Origin of the sequence: Vibrio sp. FE10, from assembly GCF_030297155.1 — a bacterium.
In the GTDB taxonomy this organism is placed as follows: Bacteria; Pseudomonadota; Gammaproteobacteria; order Enterobacterales; family Vibrionaceae; genus Vibrio; species Vibrio apostichopi.
In genome coordinates, this window is sequence record NZ_AP028067.1 from 2,928,094 (window position 1) to 2,946,907 (window position 18,814).

Annotated in this window: 16 protein-coding genes; all 16 read right to left on the minus strand. The window is 44.5% G+C overall.

The features are described 5' to 3' along the window. Nucleotides 1–87: 87 nt before the first annotated feature. The 16 genes from QUF19_RS13040 to frr all read right to left on the minus strand — a co-directional run bounded on the left by QUF19_RS13040 (nt 88) and on the right by frr (nt 18,782). Complete coding sequence (locus QUF19_RS13040; protein WP_286294503.1) at nt 88–399, minus strand: c-type cytochrome; 312 nt, start codon at nt 397–399, stop codon at nt 88–90. 58 nt (nt 400–457) lie between these two features. Next, nucleotides 458–1,804, minus strand: a complete 1,347-nt coding sequence (tilS, locus tag QUF19_RS13045) for a tRNA lysidine(34) synthetase TilS (protein ID WP_286294504.1) — start codon at nt 1,802–1,804, stop codon at nt 458–460. A gap of 124 nt (nt 1,805–1,928) precedes the next feature. Beyond that, nucleotides 1,929–2,888: an acetyl-CoA carboxylase carboxyl transferase subunit alpha gene (gene accA, locus QUF19_RS13050; protein ID WP_004734336.1), complete on the minus strand. Its 960-nt coding sequence runs from the start codon at nt 2,886–2,888 to the stop codon at nt 1,929–1,931. A 45-nt stretch (nt 2,889–2,933) separates the two neighbouring features. Beyond that, nucleotides 2,934–6,413 (minus strand): DNA polymerase III subunit alpha, encoded by a 3,480-nt coding sequence (gene dnaE / locus QUF19_RS13055; protein WP_286294508.1) that lies wholly within the window; start codon nt 6,411–6,413, stop codon nt 2,934–2,936. Between the two features lie 159 nt (nt 6,414–6,572). Next, complete coding sequence (rnhB, locus tag QUF19_RS13060; protein WP_286298894.1) at nt 6,573–7,193, minus strand: ribonuclease HII; 621 nt, start codon at nt 7,191–7,193, stop codon at nt 6,573–6,575. A gap of 33 nt (nt 7,194–7,226) precedes the next feature. Further along, complete coding sequence (lpxB, locus tag QUF19_RS13065; RefSeq protein WP_286294510.1) at nt 7,227–8,423, minus strand: lipid-A-disaccharide synthase; 1,197 nt, start codon at nt 8,421–8,423, stop codon at nt 7,227–7,229. Between the two features lie 123 nt (nt 8,424–8,546). Beyond that, on the minus strand, nt 8,547–9,335 hold the full coding sequence (lpxA, locus tag QUF19_RS13070) for an acyl-ACP--UDP-N-acetylglucosamine O-acyltransferase (RefSeq protein WP_248372466.1): 789 nt from the start codon (nt 9,333–9,335) through the stop codon (nt 8,547–8,549). Between the two features lies 1 nt (nt 9,336). Beyond that, nucleotides 9,337–9,789: a 3-hydroxyacyl-ACP dehydratase FabZ gene (gene fabZ, locus QUF19_RS13075; protein WP_017107190.1), complete on the minus strand. Its 453-nt coding sequence runs from the start codon at nt 9,787–9,789 to the stop codon at nt 9,337–9,339. A 93-nt stretch (nt 9,790–9,882) separates the two neighbouring features. Beyond that, entirely contained in the window at nt 9,883–10,914 is a 1,032-nt protein-coding gene (lpxD, locus tag QUF19_RS13080) for a UDP-3-O-(3-hydroxymyristoyl)glucosamine N-acyltransferase (protein ID WP_102361938.1), read from the minus strand. Nucleotides 10,915–10,919: 5 nt separating this feature from the next. Further along, nucleotides 10,920–11,420 (minus strand): OmpH family outer membrane protein, encoded by a 501-nt coding sequence (locus QUF19_RS13085; RefSeq protein WP_029223473.1) that lies wholly within the window; start codon nt 11,418–11,420, stop codon nt 10,920–10,922. A gap of 27 nt (nt 11,421–11,447) precedes the next feature. Further along, a complete protein-coding gene (bamA, locus tag QUF19_RS13090; protein ID WP_017107187.1) occupies nt 11,448–13,853 on the minus strand; it encodes an outer membrane protein assembly factor BamA in 2,406 nt (801 codons plus the stop codon). Between the two features lie 48 nt (nt 13,854–13,901). Then, entirely contained in the window at nt 13,902–15,260 is a 1,359-nt protein-coding gene (gene rseP, locus QUF19_RS13095; protein ID WP_286294520.1) for a sigma E protease regulator RseP, read from the minus strand. Next, complete coding sequence (gene ispC, locus QUF19_RS13100; protein WP_286294522.1) at nt 15,257–16,465, minus strand: 1-deoxy-D-xylulose-5-phosphate reductoisomerase; 1,209 nt, start codon at nt 16,463–16,465, stop codon at nt 15,257–15,259. The genes rseP and ispC overlap by 4 nt, the downstream gene beginning before the upstream one ends. Before the next feature lie 50 nt (nt 16,466–16,515). Further along, entirely contained in the window at nt 16,516–17,358 is an 843-nt protein-coding gene (locus tag QUF19_RS13105) for a phosphatidate cytidylyltransferase (RefSeq protein ID WP_192889230.1), read from the minus strand. A gap of 15 nt (nt 17,359–17,373) precedes the next feature. After that, entirely contained in the window at nt 17,374–18,126 is a 753-nt protein-coding gene (uppS, locus tag QUF19_RS13110; RefSeq protein ID WP_102314158.1) for an undecaprenyl pyrophosphate synthase, read from the minus strand. A gap of 98 nt (nt 18,127–18,224) precedes the next feature. Then, entirely contained in the window at nt 18,225–18,782 is a 558-nt protein-coding gene (gene frr / locus QUF19_RS13115) for a ribosome recycling factor (RefSeq protein ID WP_029225913.1), read from the minus strand. Nucleotides 18,783–18,814: the final 32 nt, after the last annotated feature.

Sequence of the window (18,814 nt, forward strand, 5' to 3'; positions counted from 1 at the left end):
ATAGTAAACATTCAATGAAAAAAGCCAGAGCTTTAAAGCTCTGGCTCGAAATTTATCATCTTGTTTAATCAACGCTTTGCGAAGATTTTACTTAAGGCTTGCGTAGTAAGCAGCTAGATTCGCGATATCTTCATCACTCAGCATGGAAGCTTGAGCCTGCATTACAGCAGCCAAACCGCCGGTACGCTGACCATTCTTATATGCGTTAATTGATGAAGCTATGTATTGCTCGTTTTGACCTTTAAGGTTTGGGTAACCTGGGATCATTGCGATACCGTCTGCACCATGACATGCTGCACAGATTGCTGCTTTAGCTTGACCCGCAGCAACATCACCCGCCAGAGCGTTACCACTCAATAGTCCAAATCCAAGAACTAATCCTAGTGTAATTTTCTTCATTGCATATTCCATTAATTATTTTTATTAAAGTGACGTCGAATTGTGACACAAACTTTTTTTACTTGCTCCAAAGCGCTTCACAATCTTGACCTTCGTAGTTTTTATCTACGAATAAGCCCATAACAGCGATCACTCGATCGCCATCCATTAATATTGGCGTTCTGCGTCTCAACCAACTCGGCACTTGGTATTCTTGAAAAAGTTTTTTGAGCTTTCTGCTATGCCCGCGCCCAACAGGGTGAGCCGAGAGTCCCTCAGGGTTAAAGATGACTCGTAGTGCTCCTTGAACACCCGTCAGGCTAAAACTTTGCGCATCACGGCTGTTAGTAACAGCATCACTCGTCACTGACTTTAAGTGGATTATTCCTAAGCCATCTGGCAACTCTAAGTTCTCACCAATCGAGAGGCCACTTTGCCAGCTCGACAAATCTTTGGTGTCTTGTACCAAATATAGCTGATGATTAAAGCGTCTAACTTCGGCATCATTCAATACCAGCTTAGGGTTGGCGTCAGCCTGAGCACATGCGACTTCATCCCAAATAAGCTTGAGCTGTTTTTGACTCGGCATCGATTGCTTACAGTGGCTAAGCCACATTCTTATCAGCCGTGCTCGTAACAAATCAGAATGTTGAGATAACGCCTTAATGCTTAAGCTTTGGCTTTGGCTTTCACTGCTACTTAGTGCTTTCTTGAAATGTGATTCAAGCAACTCATCGAGCAGTAACTCTTGCTCTGCGCAAAGCTGAGCACTGCGACTGACCGATTCCCGAAAGCTTGGCCAGCGATTTGTTAATGTTGGCGCGACTTGATGGCGAATGAAGTTTCTGTCAAAGCGCAGATCCTGATTACTCTCATCTTCGACCCAAGTTAAGCCCTTATCGCGCGCATATTTTTCAATATCCGCTCGAGTCACCGACAACAAAGGTCTCACAATGAACGCCTCTCCAAATGGCATCACTTGAGCCATTGAAGAGAGTCCTTTCGGGCCACTGCCACGTTTTAACGCCAACAAGAAAGTCTCAAGTTGGTCGTCAATGTGCTGGCCTGTAGCAAGCACATCATCTTGTCTGATGTGCTGTTGAAGAGCTTGGTATCGAGCATCTCGAGCAAGCTTTTCAATGCTCTCACCACTGTTGATATCTAGCGAGACCCTTTCTACTGCTAACGAAACCGACAAAGCATCACACCACTCTTGGCATTGATTCGTCCAGCAATCGGCATTGTCGCTTAGACCATGGTGAACATGTACCGCTCGGCACTCAATGTTATGCGTTTTCGCGTACTGCGCAGCTAACTCTAACAAGACTCGAGAATCAACACCGCCACTGAAAGCCACGATCAACCGACTAGGCTTGAGTGCACTGTGATGAAGTACCGATGTGAAGGTTTCGATTAAGTGAGTCATGAGCGAGTGAACCATGAGAGTAGGTTTGAAGAGGGAATGTTCTAATAATAAAAAAGGGTTGGCACTGAGTCCAACCCTTTCATCATCTTGTTACTTGAAGCTACCTCATTTCAAGGTACGCTTATCAGCAGTAACCGTAGCTCATTAGGCGTTGGTAACGACGCTCAAGTAGTGCTTCGTTATCAAACTGCTCTAGCTCTTCTAGCTGTTTAACTAGCATGTCTTTCATGTTCTGAGCCGTTTGTACTGGATCGCGATGCGCGCCACCTAGAGGCTCAGGAATGATTTCGTCGATAAGCTCAAGATCTTTCAGACGAGGAGCAACTAGGCCCATCGCTTCAGCAGCTTGTGGTGCTTTATCTGAATCACGCCACAAGATTGAAGCACAACCTTCTGGAGAGATTACTGAGTACGTAGAGTACTGAAGCATGTTCACGTAGTCGCCAACACCAATCGCTAGTGCACCACCTGAACCGCCTTCACCAACAACGTTACAGATAACTGGTACAGATAGGCCAGCCATAACTTTAAGGTTCTTTGCGATAGCTTCAGATTGACCGCGTTCTTCAGCACCAACACCTGGGTATGCGCCCGCTGTGTCGATGAAAGTAATGATTGGCATGTTGAAACGCTCAGCCGTTTCCATTAGGCGAAGTGCCTTACGGTAACCTTCTGGCTTTGGCATACCAAAGTTACGAATCACTTTTTCTTTAGTCTCACGACCTTTCTGGTGACCAATAACCATAACAGGACGACCATTTAGACGAGCCATACCACCCACAATTGCTTTGTCGTCAGCGAAAGCGCGATCGCCCGCCATCTCTTCAAATTCTGTGAAGGCATGCTCCAGGTAATCTTTGGTGTACGGACGTTGCGGGTGACGAGCAAGTTGAGCTACTTGCCATGCACCTAAGTCACTAAAGATTTTCTGTTTAAGCTCTAAGCTTTTTTTCTCTAGTTGTTCAATTTCTTTGTCTAGATCTACCGCTGTGTCACCACCGTGACGTGAAACGTCACGTAGCGCTTCGATTTTTGCTTCAAGTTCAGCGATAGGCTTTTCAAATTCTAGAAAGTTCAGGCTCATCTATGAATCCTTGTTGATTCAGCTCCACAATCATGGAGCTAAATTTTAGTTAAATTCGAGTTCTACTTGGCTATTTCCAAGCAGCTGTTTTAATTCGTCTAGTAATGTATCACTTGGCGTCACACGCCATTCTGTGCCCAATGTTAACCGCGCTCTAGCGTCGGCACGCTGGTAGTATACATTGACTGGGACCGTTCCGGCTCTATAAGGTTCTAAGATTTGACTAAATCGTTCAAAAAATTGACCATTAATTTGGGATTGGTCGATAGATATCGACACCCCACGAGCATATTTCTCACGGGCGCTTCCTAAGTCCATGACCTCGCGCGCGGACATTTTAAGCCCGCCATTGAAATCATCAAAGCTGACCTGTCCAGAAACGACCACTATTTTATCTTTTTCGAGCAATTCAGCGTAGCGATCGAGCGCATCCGAGAACAACATCACTTCCATTCGCCCCGATCGGTCGTCGAGGGTCATCAAACCAATTCGAGTTCCGCGCTTCGTGGTCATTACCCTAGCAGCAATTACCAAGCCTGCAATCGTTAAAGACTGATCACGACGTGTCGGCGTCGCATCTTTCAAGCGACAGCTTGTGTATTTCGCGAGCTCTTTAATGTACGCATTAACCGGGTGACCAGTTAAATACAAACCTAACGTCTCACGCTCACCTTCAAGCCAAACCTTTTCAGGCCACTTCGGTACTTGGGTGTACTTGTGTTCCACCTCTTCCGGAGCGTCGGTCAAAACACCAAACATATCCGATTGACCAAAAGACTCAGCGTGGTGATGTTGGCTTGCCGCCTTAACCGCATCTTTCAATGAGGCCATCATCGCTGCTCGGTGAGGACCTAATCTATCTAAGGCGCCCGACAGAATCAACTTTTCGATAACACGCTTGTTCACTTTTTTCAGATCAAGTCGTGCACAGAAGTCGAACAAGTCTTTAAAGTAACCGCCCTTGTTACGCGCTTCAATAATGGCTTCAATTGGGCCTTCACCCACCCCTTTTATCGCACCGATACCATAAACAATCGCGCCATCTTCATCGACATTAAAGCGGTATAAACCAGAGTTAATATCAGGTGGAAGAAGCTTGAGCTTCATACGGAAACACTCATCGACAAGGCCAATAACCTTCTCGGTGTTATCCATATCCGCGGTCATTACTGCCGCCATGAATTCCGCAGGGTAGTGCGTTTTGAGCCATAGCGTTTGATAAGAAACCAGTGCGTATGCAGCCGAGTGAGATTTGTTAAAGCCGTAGCCCGCAAACTTCTCTACCAAGTCAAAGATCTTCATGGACAGTTCGCCATCAACACCATTGGCTTCAGCACCTTCTTTGAAGGTACCACGCTGTTTTGCCATCTCTTCAGGTTTTTTCTTACCCATCGCACGACGCAGCATATCGGCTCCACCAAGCGTATAACCTGCAAGGATCTGAGCGATTTGCATTACCTGTTCTTGATACAGGATGATGCCGTAAGTCGGTTCTAATGTTTCTTTTAACGATTCGTGTTGCCACGTTTCATCAGGGTAAGATACCGCCTCTCGTCCGTGTTTACGGTCGATAAAGTTATCTACCATGCCTGATTGCAGAGGACCCGGACGGAACAAGGCCACCAATGCGATGATATCTTCAAAACAGTCGGGCTGTAGACGCTTGATCAGGTCTTTCATACCGCGAGATTCCAGCTGGAATACCGCCGTCGTTTCAGAGTTTTGTAATAAGTTAAATGACGCTTGATCATCCAGAGGAATCGATTCAATACGAACCGGAGCCTTACCCTCTTTAGCCAAACGCGGGTTCACTAGGCCTAACGCCCAGTCGATGATGGTCAGTGTACGCAGACCCAAGAAGTCAAACTTAACCAAGCCAGCAGTTTCTACGTCATTCTTATCGAATTGCGTTACTGGGAAGTTACCTTCAGCATCGGCATAGATAGGTGCAAAATCAGTAATCGTGGTCGGTGAGATTACAACACCACCTGCGTGTTTACCTGCGTTTCGCGTACAACCTTCTAGAATTCGACATTTATCAATCAGCTCACGAACTTCTTCATCACCATCATAGAGTTCAGGCAATGCAGGCTCAGCGAGGAATGCTTTCTCTAGCGTCATACCCGGATCAGGCGGAACCAGCTTAGAAATACGGTCAACGAAGCCAAATGGGTGGCCTAACACACGACCCACATCTCGGATTACCGCTTTCGCCGCCATGGTACCAAAAGTGATGATCTGAGATACCGCATCACGACCGTACATTTCAGCCACGTGATCAATAACTTGGTCACGCTTATCCATACAGAAGTCGATATCGAAATCGGGCATAGATACACGTTCTGGGTTCAAGAAACGTTCGAACAGCAAGTCGTATTCAAGTGGGTCAAGATCGGTGATATCCAATGCGTAAGCCACCAAAGAACCGGCACCAGAACCACGACCAGGACCTACTGGCACGTCGTTATCTTTTGACCACTGGATGAATTCCATTACGATCAAGAAGTAACCAGGGAAACCCATGTTGTTGACAACTTCGAGCTCGATCTTGAGTCGATCATCGTATTCAGGCCTGCGTTCAGCTCTGACTTTTTCATCAGGGAATAGAAACGCCAAACGTCGCTCAAGACCTTCTTCTGATTTTTTAATCAGGAAGTCTTCAATCGCCAAACCTTCGGTCGGGAAGTTAGGCAAAAAGTATTCGCCCAATCGAACGGTGACATTACAACGCTTAGCGATCTCAACACTGTTTTCCAGAGCTTCAGGAATGTCTGAGAAAAGCTCACACATCTCTTCTTCGCTACGTAGATACTGTTGTGGACTGTAGTTTTTCGGTCGACGTGGATCAACCATGGTAAAGCCATCGTGAATCGCCACACGAATTTCATGAGCGTCAAACAAGTCTTCAGAAATAAATACCACTTCGTTGGTCGCGACAACTGGCAGGTCTTCTTGCTCGGCCAGTTCCAGCGCAAAGTGCAGATAAGACTCTTCATCCGGACGTCCTGTACGGATCAGCTCCAGATAAAATCGGTCGGCAAAGTATGTTTTGTAAAACTCGACACTACTTGCAACCAACTCACGGTTGCCTTTTAGCAACGCCTTACCAATCTCACCTTCTTTCGCACCCGATAAAAGAATCAAGCCTTCGGCATGTTCAATCAGCCACTCTTTATCAATCACTGGTTGATGCTGTACATGGCCGCGAAGGTAAGCTTTTGAAATCAATAACGTTAGGTTGTTGTAACCTTTGTTACTCGTTGCAATAACGGTGAGTTTAGTCAATTCGTCGCCAAACTCTGGAGATTGCATCAGGAAGTCAGCACCAATAATGGGTTTAATCCCGCACCCGTGGGCAGTACCGTAGAACTTCACCAAACCACATAGGTTAGTAAAGTCGGTCAGTGCTAGTGCGGGCATACCCATCTCAGCAACTTTCTTAACCAGTGGTGGTACCTTTGACAGGCCATCAACCATAGAGAAGTCACTGTGTACGCGAAGGTGAACAAATTTTGGATCTGACATTATTTTTCCTGAGTTCTAGGCTTGAGCCTAGGATTACAACTGTGTGTATTCTATTTTTTTCTACTGCAAGTAGGCAACTTTATTCGATAGCCCGCTCCAATCAATAAGAAGCCACTATCAATAAGAAGCCAGAGCAATATAAAGTTTAATCAACGCGCTCTAATCAATGCCAAGAATACGTTTTACTGGCTTAAAGCTTTTGCGGTAATGCTCTGTGACACCATGTTTTTCAATCGCTTCGAAATGCGCCTTGGTCGGGTAACCTTTATGTTGAGCAAAACCAAACTCTGGATGAAGTTTATCAAGTTCTTCCATCTCTTGGTCACGAACCACTTTAGCGATGATAGACGCTGCGCTGATTTCAGCAACTCGCAAGTCCCCTTTCACAATAGCCAAACCATCCATAGGTAATTCTGGAACACGGTTACCATCGATCAGAGCCATGTCTGGCTGAATGCTAAGCCCTGCAATGGCACGCTGCATCGCTACCATGGTTGCTTGTAGAATATTTAACTCATCAATTTCTTGTGGAGAGCAACGACCCACCGACCATGCCAGTGCTTTCTCTTTTATCTCAGGAAGCAGCATAAGGCGCTTCTTCTCAGACAATTTTTTTGAGTCGTTTAAGCCTTCAATGGGATTATTAGGATCGAGGATAACGGCCGCAGTCACGACATCACCCACTAATGGGCCACGACCTACTTCATCCACACCAGCAAACAACTGGTAACCTTGAGGGTATTCAAACGGAGGAAGCTCTTTTTTCTCTTTTACTGCCATCATTATTCTCTTAATGTTCTGTAAACAAGCGCTTTATGACTCAACAAACGGTCGGTTAATCAGTTTCAATACCGCGTTAGCCGCTTGTTTATCCGCGTCTTTACGGATCCAGTGATGCATTTCAGTAAAGCGCTCAATCAGTGGAGTATTATCCGTTGAAAGCATCTTATCGACCGATGGGAAAAGGTAATCTGGGTGACACTCTTCAAGAATGTGTTCTTTTACGATTTCTTCACCCGCTAGGATATTCGGTAACGAGACAAATTCTGTGATCGACAATTTCTTCACGATATAGCCGGTGAGCTTGTTGACCTTGTAGCCTACAACCATCGGACGCTTAAGCAACATACATTCAAGCGCAACGGTACCAGAAGCTAATAGAACTGAGTCGGAAGCGGTAATTACGTTTCTCGCAGTATCTTCAACTAGCGTGAATTCCAACTCAGGCGCCGTCGCTTGCCAGATCTCGATAAACTGATTCTTACGCTGCTCATTAACCAAGGCAACAACAAAATTAATATCAGGGTACTTCTGCTTAATACGCTGGCAGGTCTCGATAAATGGTTGAGCAATCAAGCTCATTTCACCACCACGGCTACCCGGTAATACCGCTAGCCACTGCTTATCTTGATCTAAGCCCAACAGTTCTCGAGCGTCTCGTTTACTCGGCTCCAAAGGAATCGCATCCGCCAACGTGTGGCCAACGAATTCACAGGCAACGTTATATTTATCATAAAACGCTTTTTCGAATGGCAGGAAAGCTAGGACTAAGTCAGTTGCCTTATCGATTTTAAAGATACGCTTTGGACGCCAAGCCCATACTGAAGGACTCACGTAATGCACTGTTTTGATGCCAGCGTTCTTAAGATCTAACTCAAGTCTCAGGTTGAAGTCAGGCGCATCAATACCAACAAACACATCGGGTGGATTTTGAGTGAAATACTTAACCAATTCCGCTTTCACTTTGAGTAAACGAGGCAAACGTCCAAGTACTTCAACCAACCCCATCACAGCAAGCTCTTCCATTTCGAAAAGAGACTCACAACCAAGGGCTTTCATCTTGGGGCCGCCAATACCGACGAACTCGGCATTTGGGTATTGTGATTTAATCGCTTTAATAAAGCCTTCACCCAATGTGTCGCCAGAAAGTTCCCCAACAACGATGCCCACACGCAGTGGCTCGTTCGAAACAAAGTTCGAGGTGTTAGTTTGTGTATCTTGCTGTGCCATAGTTTTCCCTTCTAGCCTAAAGCAAAAAAGACCGCCTAATGAGTAGCGATCTTTTTGTTATACCAATCTGAATAAGTAATTATTGTCATACTTGCGCTGATTGGTACACAATCACATCAAGTATTAACGAATAATACCGCGCTCAGAGTTCTCTAGCATTTCTAGCATAGGAGTAACCGAAGTAAACTCTTTCGCCATTTCAACTAAAGCCGCTTTCGCTTCTTCAAGTGTTTTACCTGAACGGTATAACTCTTTGTACGCTTTCTGTAGTGCACGAATCTCTGGTTTCTCAAACCCGTTACGCTTCAAGCCAACAAGGTTCAAACCAAATGGAGCTGCGTGGTTACCTTGAGCAAGTACGTAAGGGAGTACATCTTGAACAACCGCAGAACAACCGCCAATGTACGCATAAGCGCCAATTGAACAGAACGGGTGAATCGCAGACAGTGCCATTACACCAGCGTAGTCGCCAACCGTCACGTGACCGCCAAGGATAGCGTTGTTACCAATGTGAGTGTGGTTTCCAACGATTACATCATGCGCTACGTGAGCGTTTACACAAAGTAAGTTGTCGTCACCAATCACTGTGGTTGCTTTATCTTGAGTCGTACCACGGTGGATCTGAACGGCTTCACGAATCACGTTGCGATCACCGATCACTACTGTTGTTTCTTCGCCGCCATACTTCTTGTCTTGGTTTTCTTCACCAATCACAGCATGCGGGAAGATACGGTTTTCTTTACCAATGGTTGTGTGACCTTTAATCACAACGTGCGACATAATTTCTGTGTCGTCACCAATAGTCACAGTACCAGCAATGTAAGTGAAAGGCCCAACCGTCACGTTAGCACCGATAGTTACATCACCTTCGATTACTGCTGCCGGGTGAATTTTCGCTGTTTCATGAATCATATTAAAACTCTCTACGAGCACATTTAAGTTCAGCTGAACACACTACAGCGCCGTCAACTTTAGCCACACCGTTAAATGATGCAATACCACGACGTTCTTTTAGGAACTCAACTTCGATAACCAATTGGTCACCAGGTACCACTGGCTTACGGAATTTTGCTTTATCGACACTTGCGAAGTAGTAAAGTTCGTTGCCAGAAGGCGCACCAAAAGATTTAAATGCAAGAAGACCTGTAGCTTGAGCCATTGCTTCTAAGATCAACACGCCCGGGAATACAGGAAGCTGTGGGAAGTGCCCTGTGAACTGAGGCTCATTAACAGAAACATTCTTAATCGCGGTCAGTGTTTTTTCTTTTTCAAAGCTAGTCACACGATCAACCATTAAGAATGGGTAGCGATGAGGTAATAGTTCCTGAATTTCAGTAATGTTCATCGTTGTCTGTTCAGTAGTCAAAGTCGTATTCCTATATATATTCTTTATTTAATTAGAAGGATTATAAACGAAAAAGACTCGCTGTACGCGAGCCTTTTATTAGAAATGCTGGAATTATGATTCCGCGCTCTTCTCGATAAGTTTTTCAACGGTTTTCAAACGCTTGTTCATTTCATCAATTCGATGTACACGCGTTGCTGTTTTACGCCAATCTTTGTTTGGCTGTAAAGGAATACCTGAAGAGTACATACCTTTCTCAGTGATGCTGCGCATTACCATCCCCATACCGGTGATTGTAACGCCGTCAACGATTTCAATGTGACCATTAATCACACAACCGCCACCAATAATACAGTACTTACCTATCGTAGTGCTGCCAGCCACAATAGTACCACCCGCAAGGGCTGAACCATATCCGATGTGAACATTGTGAGCAATTTGTAGTTGGTTATCTAAGATAACGTTGTCTTCAATCACTGTATCGTCCAACGCGCCACGGTCGATGGTAGTACACGCGCCAATTTCTACACGATTACCAACGCGAACCGAACCGACTTGAGGGATCTTAACCCACTCACCTTTCTCGTTCGCATAACCAAAGCCATCAGAACCAATCACGGTACTTGATTGAATCAGACACGCAGTGCCAATGATCACTTCATGATAAATGCTTACATTAGCCCAAAGCTTAGTGCCTGCGCCAATTTGAGCATTCTTACCAATAAAACAACCAGCACCAATGATCACGTCATCACCAAGGACAACACCAGATTCAATCACAGCATTTGCACCAATAGACACGTTTTGTCCAATGGTTGCATCACCAGAGATTGAAGCTGAATCAGCGATAGCCGCAGCCGGTGCAGGGGTAATGTCCAGCGCTTGAGCAACTTTAGCAAAAGCAACATAAGGGTCATTAACCACTATTACATTGGTTTTACACAGTTCGCGTTCACTCTCTTTAACCATAATAGCGGATGCTTTACAGTCACCTAGGTGTTTGCTGTACTTCACGTTAGAAAGGAACGTAATGTTTCCTTCTAGCGCTTTATCCATAGGAGCAACCGCTGAAACAGTAATAGTACCGTCTCCGTGTAGCTCTCCCCCGGTAATCGTTGCCAGTTCGGCTAAAGTCAGATTCTTCATAAAACTTATTTCAGTGCTTTAATTACTTTCTCAGAGATGTTGTATTCTGGCTTGCCATATTGCAGAGCTTGAATATCAACAATCATGTCGTAGCCTTCTTTCTCTGCAACTTTTGTTACAGCATCTTGAATCACTTTGAATAGCTTCTGCTTCTCTTGTGCTTCACGACGTTGGCTTGCTTTTTCTAGTGCTTGAGCTTTGATTTTGTACTTGCTGTCGAGTTGACCAACTTCGATACGAAGCTTTTCAATTTCATCAGGACCTAGCAATTCACCATCACGCTTAAGCTTTTCGATCTTGGTCTTCGCTTCAGCTTGGATGCTTTGAAGCTCAGCCGCTTTATCTTTGAACTCTTCCTGCATTTTTTGAAGAACAACTTCACGCTGAGGTAGAGCCTGGAATACTTGTGCAGTGTTTACATAACCCACTTTTTGCGCAGCTTCTGCAGCTGTTGCAAAGAAAGAAGAGCTAAGAACTACAAGGCCTAAACCTGCTGCTTTAATCATATTTTTCAAAATATTGTCCTTTAAATATTAGAAAGTTCTACCAATGGTAAATGTGAAGAATTCCTCATCATCACCTTCGTAAATTTTAACTGGTTTCGCTAGAGAGAAAACCAGTGGGCCCATCGGAGACATCCACTGAAGGGCTGCACCATAAGATGAACGGTAATTGGTTGGATCTGAGTAATCGTAGTAGTACTGGCTGCCACTGTTAGGTGCGCCACGGTCTACGAACTCGGTATCCCATACACTTGCCATGTCGAAGAAGACACTGGTTCGAATTTGGCTACGCGCTTCATCAGAAGCAAACGGTGTAGGTACAATTAACTCTAAACTCGCCAAAGCAACCGCGTTACCACCAACCGAGTCATCGGTAGCAGAATCGTATGTAGGGTTGTTACCCGTGCTGTTTCCGTAAACGGCTTTTGGACCAGCTGAGTTAGAACCAAAGCCACGCAGCGTCGTAAAACCACCCGCGTAGTAGTTCTCGTAGAATGGGAACAAGTTATCATTACCATCCGTTTGACCATAACCATTACCATAGCCTAATCGGCCACGCATCAATAGTGTGAACTCATGCTTTTTGGTCAGCGGGATGTAATGTTTTACATCGTACTGCGCTTTGAAGTACTTAGCATCAGAGCCCGGTACCGTCATTTTAGCAAAAGCACGTTGGTGGTTACCTTCTGTAGGGAAGAAACCACGGTTAAGGTTGTTACGAGTCCAAGAAATATTGATATCGAAGTCATCGGTTAGGATGTGTTCGTCACCATATTGGTCAATACTTCTCGCGAACTGTTCAACTTGGATATAAGTCGGAACGTTACCGATCTTGTTGTGCGTGTAGCCTACGCCAAATTCGATACGGTTAAGCTCATCCACAGGGAAACCCCATGTTAGGCTCGTACCATAACTTTGGTTGGTATAGTCGACGATACCCGCTTCAGATGCTTCAAACTCGTTGTAGAAGATCTTACCGCCCAAACTCACACCATCAAGGTTCCAGTATGGGTCACGGTAGTCCAAGCTCACGTTCTTTTGGTAATCGTTCATCATTGCGCTTACGCCAACGCGGTTACCAGAACCAGCAAAGTTGTCTTGTTGTAGACCAACTTGGAAGCTCACACCCGATTCAGTACCGTAGCCGACACCAAAGTTAATGCTGCCTGAGTTTGCTTCTTTAACGTTGTAAACCAAATCAACTTGATCGTCACTACCAGGAACACGTACTGTTTGTACATCAACCGTTTCGAAGAAACCTAGACGGTTAAGTCGGCTCTTACCTGTATCAATCGATCGAGAGTTAAGCCAGCTGCCTTCCATTTGACGCATTTCACGACGTAGAACTTCATCTTTAGTCGAGTTGTTACCCGTAAATCGAATATCACGAACGTAGATACGGCTGCCCGCTTCGACATTGATAACAAGCGAAACTTCTTTGGTCTCATCATCGAATTCAGGAATAGTACGAACTTGTGGGTAGGCATAGCCTGACTCACCAAGAATTCGCTTAACGCCTTCTTCTAAAGACGTTACAGAAGAGCCGTTGTACGTGTCGCCATCTTCAAATGGCACTAATGCATCAAAGTCAGCCTCACGGCCAATTAGCTCACCACGAAACGCGACATCTTTAACTGTGTATGCTTCGCCTTCATCAATACCCAGCGTGATGTAAACGCCTTTCTTGTCTGGAGAGATCGCTACTTGTGTCGAATCCACCTTAAACTTAAGGTAACCACGGTCAAGATAGTAAGATTTCAGAGCTTCGATATCACCCGCTAACACTTGCTTCTGGTATTTTTCATCGGCAAGGAAGTTCCACCACGCAACATCTACGTTTAGGTTAAAACGGCTAAGAAGTTCAGCATCAGAATAGACTTCGTTTCCGATAAAGTTGATTTGCTGAATCTTCGCAGATACGCCTTCAGTGAACACAAACTTAAGGTCAGAACGGTTACGTGGCAATGGAGTCACAACCGCTTTTACTGTCGCGTTGTATTTACCTACGCTGTAATAAAAATCTTCTAAGCCTTTCTCGATGTTACTCAGCGTTGTACGGTCAAGCGCTTCACCTTCACGAACACCAGATGCATCTAGGTTCTGTTGAAGTTGCTCTTCTTTAATCGCTTTGTTACCCGAGAATGAAATGCTTGCGATGGTTGGTCGTTCTTTTACTTGAACAATCAATACACCTTCATCACGGAGTACTTTAACGTCCTCAAAGTTACCGGAAGCATATAATGCACGAATGATCTCAGATACATCGCCTTCTTCTACTTGATCGCCAATACGCACCGGCATTTTCAGTAGAGCAGCACCAAGTGCAACACGCTGTAAACCTTCGATCTTAATATCTTGAACTACAAAGTTTTGTGCTCCGTTCGCAGCCACACTAGTGGCCAATAGACTTGCGAACAGAATTTGCTTAATCGCCATACTTATTCTAATTATTCCTTGCTACTAACAATGTCTGTAAGAAACCATTTACAGACGAGTAAAATCGTTAAATATTGCCAGAGCCATCAAAGAGAAGATAATTGCACTTCCCAGTCGATACCCTATCTCCTGAACTTTCTCAGGAACGGGCTTACGAGTAATGGCTTCAATAGCGAAAAAGAGCAAATGTCCGCCATCAAGCATAGGCAGCGGAACCAAATTAATGATACCTAAGTTAACACTGATCAAAGCCAAAAAGCCCAAGAAGTAAACCAGACCATAATCGGCGGTTGTACCTGCACCTTTGGCAATCGAAATTGGGCCACTTAGGTTATTTAAGCCAACATCACCAACGATGAGCTTTTTAAGCATTGTCAGCGTCAAACCAATGATCTGACCTGTTTTATCAAATGCTTTTCCTACAGACTCAATTACACCAAATTGTAACTCAAAGCGATAATCTTCTGGCCATTCTGCGACTTCTGGAGCAATACCCGCATAGCCGATTGTTGAACCATCAGAAAGCTCGCGACTTTTTGGAGTAAGAACCAATTGCTGCTTCACACCATTTCGCAACACGCTGACGTTTATCGAGGTTTCCGGATTCGCTCGAATTAACTCAACTACCGATTGCCACTGTTCAATAGGTTGATCATTAATTTCGACAATTTTATCACCCGCTTCGAATCCTGCAGAGTATGCAGCACCGTCTTCAATAATTTGAGCGAGCGTTGTCGATATTTCTGGCGAATACGGTCTAAAACCAAGCGTTGTCATTGCAGATTCAGTTTCTGGGTTAAACGACCAGTCTGAAATGTCCAATGTCATTTGTTGCTCAAAGCCAATATCATCTGGAGAAGAAACCGTTACAGTCATGGATTGATCACCAATATGTGATATCAAACCCATGTTTACTGATTCCCAATCTGCGGTTTTGATTCCTGAAATAGATTTAAGTTCCATTCCACTTTCAATTCCGGCTTGTGCCACGATAGATTGAGGAATGACTTCTCCAATTACCGGTTTAACCGCTGGTACACCGATCAAAAATACTAACCAATACGCAAACACCGCAAAGATAAAGTTAAATGCAGGACCTGCACCCACTATCGCTGTTCGTTTCCATAACGGCTTCTTATCAAAAGCGTATTGCTGCTCTTCGTCAGAAAGGTCGTCAACACGACCATCAAGCATTTTAACGTAGCCGCCTAATGGAATCACTGACAAGCTGTATTCCGTGCCATCACGGCCAACTTTGCTCCAGATTGATTTACCAAAACCAATCGAAAATTTTTCGACTTTTACACCACAACGGCGAGCAACCCAGAAGTGTCCAAACTCATGAACAGCGACCAGAATGCCAAGCGCTACAATAAAAGATGCGAAGTTCCACAGAATTCCACTCATGCTAGCTGCTCTTTAATAAATTGAATGGCTATTTGACGAGACATATTATCGAGCTCAAGAAGGCTTTCCAAGCTATCTAAGCCCTCAGAGTTATATTGTTCACATACTTTGCTCATAACATGCTCGTTAATGATAGCAATATCGGTAAACTTCACTTGATTGTTCAAGAAAGCATCGACTGCAATTTCGTTTGCCGCATTAATTGCTGTTGTCGCATGCTGACCTAAGTAGCACGCTTCGATCGCTAATCTCAAACATGGGTAACGAGTTAAATCAGGCTCTAAGAATGTCAGCTCGCCAATCTTAGTGAAGTCCAACGGCTTAACACCCGCTTCAGTACGATCAGGGTAAGACATAGTCAGAGCGATGGGTGTCGCCATATCGGGTTCGCCCATTTGAGCCAGTACCGAGCCATCTTTGTACTGAACCATAGAATGAATCACAGACTGAGGATGGATAATGACTTTGAGTTGCTCTTGAGAGGCATTAAATAACCACTTAGCCTCAATGTACTCTAAGCCTTTATTCATCATAGTTGCTGAATCAACAGAGATCTTAGGTCCCATTGACCAGTTAGGGTGTGCAATAGCACGCTCAGGCGTAACGGATTCAAGCTCTGCAACATCGGTATAGCGGAAAGGACCACCAGAACCCGTCAAGAGAATATTGTTGATACCGTTCTCTTCCAGATTACAACGACCTAGATTGGTTTGTACGTTTTGCGGTAGGCATTGAAAGATAGCATTGTGCTCACTATCTACAGGAAGTAGCTCAGCGCCATATTTTTCTACTGCGTCGATGAACAGCTGCCCTGACATTACTAAGGCTTCTTTATTAGCCAGTAAGATACGTTTGCCAGCTTTAACTGCCGACATAGTAGGAAGCAGACCTGCCGCCCCAACAATCGCGGCCATTACAGTATCGACTTCTTTTAAAGAAGCGACCTGACACATCCCTTCAGGGCCAGAGAGTACCTCTGTTTTAGGATGGCTGGCAGACAAAATTTCAGCTAATCGAGACGCTGCATCTGGGCACGCCATAGCTACATAGCTAGGGTTCCACTTTTCAACTAACGCCAACATCTTGTCGACATTCGAACCTGCTGCTAGTGCGACAACTGAATAGAGCGTCGGGTTTTTCTCGACCACTTTCAGTGTACTTGCACCAATAGAACCTGTAGCACCAAGGATAGTTAGATTTCGCATCGCATATGACCGTAGAAATGTAATAAAGGGCAGAATCACTGCCCTTTCTATTAGAATGCTAAATAAAGCAGAGCAAAGACAGGGAATGCAGCCGTTAAGCTATCTATTCTATCAAGTATACCACCATGACCAGGAATCAGATTACTGCTGTCCTTGACCCCGGAAACACGCTTAAACATGCTTTCAACAAGATCACCAAGAACAGAGATAACAACCGTCACGAGGGTGATAACAATCATGTGAAGAGGACTGGTAAACTGGATATCAAACAAATCAGCAAAGATCCAAGCCACGATCACCGCAGTAATAATACCGCCAATAAGACCTTCAATCGTCTTATTTGGGCTTACCGCTGGCGCCATCTTACGTTTACCAAAACTCTTACCTGAGAAGTATGCGCCGCTATCTGCAGCCCACACGAGCAAGCAAACAAACATCACTAGCTTTGCACCATGGTAAGGATCTGCATCGATACCGTTAGCACGCAGAATCACCACACTCCAAAAGAATGGCAGCAGAGTAAGTAATCCAAAGCCGTGTCTAAGAATAGAAGAATCTTTCCATGCTGGCATAGACTTAGGATAAGTCACCGCCATACCACTCGCTATCACCCACCAAATCGAGCCAATACTAAGAATGGCGTAGTGAGCACTAGAAAGGTTGTTAAGGCTAAATGCATCAAAAGGGATAAAAGCAAAACTGGCAGCACTAACCACAACCGTTGGAATCAACGCTAAATAGCGCGATTTGCTTTCAACAAACTGAGTCCACTCCCAAAAGCCCAATAGCGTAATGACCGCTAATGAAAGTATAAATGTGGGAAGTGATAACTCGAAAATACCTAGAATAACTAGGGGAGCCAAAATCAACGCCGTAATAATTCGTTGTTTCAAACCAAAAAATCCTTATTAACTGTCCATCAGAGCTTTAATCTGCTCACCAGTGCATCCAAAACGACGCTCACGGTTTACAAACCAAGTCACAGCTTCTACTAAGCTGTCTTCATTAAAGTCTGGCCAGAATTGTTCAGTGAAATACATTTCAGCGTAAGCCAATTGCCAAAGCATAAAGTTACTAATGCGACATTCACCACTGGTGCGAATCAGCAGATCAACCTCAGGAATATCAGACATTGTTAGGTGCTGTGTAATCATAGCTTCATCAATGTCTTCTACATTAATATCACCAGACTTTACCTGCTGAGCAATAGAGGTCATTGCTTGCTGAATATCCCATTTACCGCCGTAGTTAGCAGCAATATTGATAACCATACCGGTATTAGCGCTAGTCAAAGCCTCAGCTTCTTCTATCTTCTTTTGTAGTCGATCATTGAAACGACTTTTATCACCAATAACACGAAGTTGTAGATTATTTTTATGAAGCTTTTTTACTTCACTAGAGAGGACTGAGATAAACAGTTCCATCAAAATACCGACTTCTTCTTCTGGTCGACGCCAGTTCTCGCTGCTAAATGCAAAAAGTGTAACAGCTTTGATGCCAAGTCTGGCAGCAGAAGAGATGGTTTTTCGAACGGCTTGAACACCGTTTTTATGGCCAAAGACGCGAGGCTTGCCCTGAGCTTTTGCCCAGCGGCCATTACCATCCATAATGATAGCAATGTGTTTAGGAAGAGAGTCTGTGAACGCTTGAGAATTATGCATAAAAGAGTGAATCAAATTCTAATAGTCGAACAGAGTAGCATAAAAAAACGCTGAACAGTGAGTACAGCGTTTTTCCGGTAAGTAAAGAATATGGGAAATTAAACTTCCATCAACTCTTTTTCTTTCGTCGCTAGAACTTCATCTACGTTCTTAACAGCAACGTCAGTTAGCTTTTGAATTTCGTCTTGTGCTTTACGATCTTCATCTTCAGAAATTTCTTTGTCTTTCAAAAGTGCTTTAAGATCGCCATTCGCGTCACGACGGATGTTACGGATAGCAACACGGCCACCTTCAGCTTCGCCACGAACGATTTTAACTAGGTCTTTACGACGCTCTTCCGTTAGCGGTGGAAGTGGAACACGGATAACTGTACCAGCAGACATAGGGTTTAGGCCTAGGTCAGACGACATGATTGCTTTTTCAACAAGAGGCGTCAGTGTTTTATCAAATACAGTGATCGCTAGAGTACGTGCGTCTTCAGCAATAACGTTAGCAACTTGGGTCAAAGGCGTTGGTGCACCGTAGTACTCAACAGTCAGACCAGAAAGTAGGCTCGGGTGTGCACGACCTGTACGAATCTTTTGCAGGCTGTTTTTTAGTGCATCAACACTTTTTACCATGCGCTCTTGAGCGTCTTTTTTGATTTCGTTAATCACAATTTCACCTTGATTATGTTCTTTCTTCAAGA

Excerpts from the sequence above, each read along its gene's own strand:
- ispC (WP_286294522.1), bottom strand. The coding sequence starts at position 16,465 with ATGCGAAATCTAACTATCCTTGGTGCTACAGGTTCTATTGGTGCAAGT.
- uppS (WP_102314158.1), bottom strand. The coding sequence starts at position 18,126 with ATGCATAATTCTCAAGCGTTCACAGACTCTCTTCCTAAACACATTGCT.
- accA (WP_004734336.1), bottom strand. The coding sequence starts at position 2,888 with ATGAGCCTGAACTTTCTAGAATTTGAAAAGCCTATCGCTGAACTTGAA.
- QUF19_RS13040 (WP_286294503.1), bottom strand. The coding sequence starts at position 399 with ATGAAGAAAATTACACTAGGATTAGTTCTTGGATTTGGACTATTGAGT.
- lpxA (WP_248372466.1), bottom strand. The coding sequence starts at position 9,335 with ATGATTCATGAAACAGCGAAAATTCACCCGGCAGCAGTAATCGAAGGT.
- bamA (WP_017107187.1), bottom strand. The coding sequence starts at position 13,853 with ATGGCGATTAAGCAAATTCTGTTCGCAAGTCTATTGGCCACTAGTGTG.
- lpxD (WP_102361938.1), bottom strand. The coding sequence starts at position 10,914 with ATGAAGAATCTGACTTTAGCCGAACTGGCAACGATTACCGGGGGAGAG.
- dnaE (WP_286294508.1), bottom strand. The coding sequence starts at position 6,413 with ATGTCAGATCCAAAATTTGTTCACCTTCGCGTACACAGTGACTTCTCT.
- tilS (WP_286294504.1), bottom strand. The coding sequence starts at position 1,804 with ATGACTCACTTAATCGAAACCTTCACATCGGTACTTCATCACAGTGCA.
- rnhB (WP_286298894.1), bottom strand. The coding sequence starts at position 7,193 with ATGGCAGTAAAAGAGAAAAAAGAGCTTCCTCCGTTTGAATACCCTCAA.
- rseP (WP_286294520.1), bottom strand. The coding sequence starts at position 15,260 with ATGAGTGGAATTCTGTGGAACTTCGCATCTTTTATTGTAGCGCTTGGC.
- lpxB (WP_286294510.1), bottom strand. The coding sequence starts at position 8,423 with ATGGCACAGCAAGATACACAAACTAACACCTCGAACTTTGTTTCGAAC.
- QUF19_RS13085 (WP_029223473.1), bottom strand. The coding sequence starts at position 11,420 with ATGATTAAAGCAGCAGGTTTAGGCCTTGTAGTTCTTAGCTCTTCTTTC.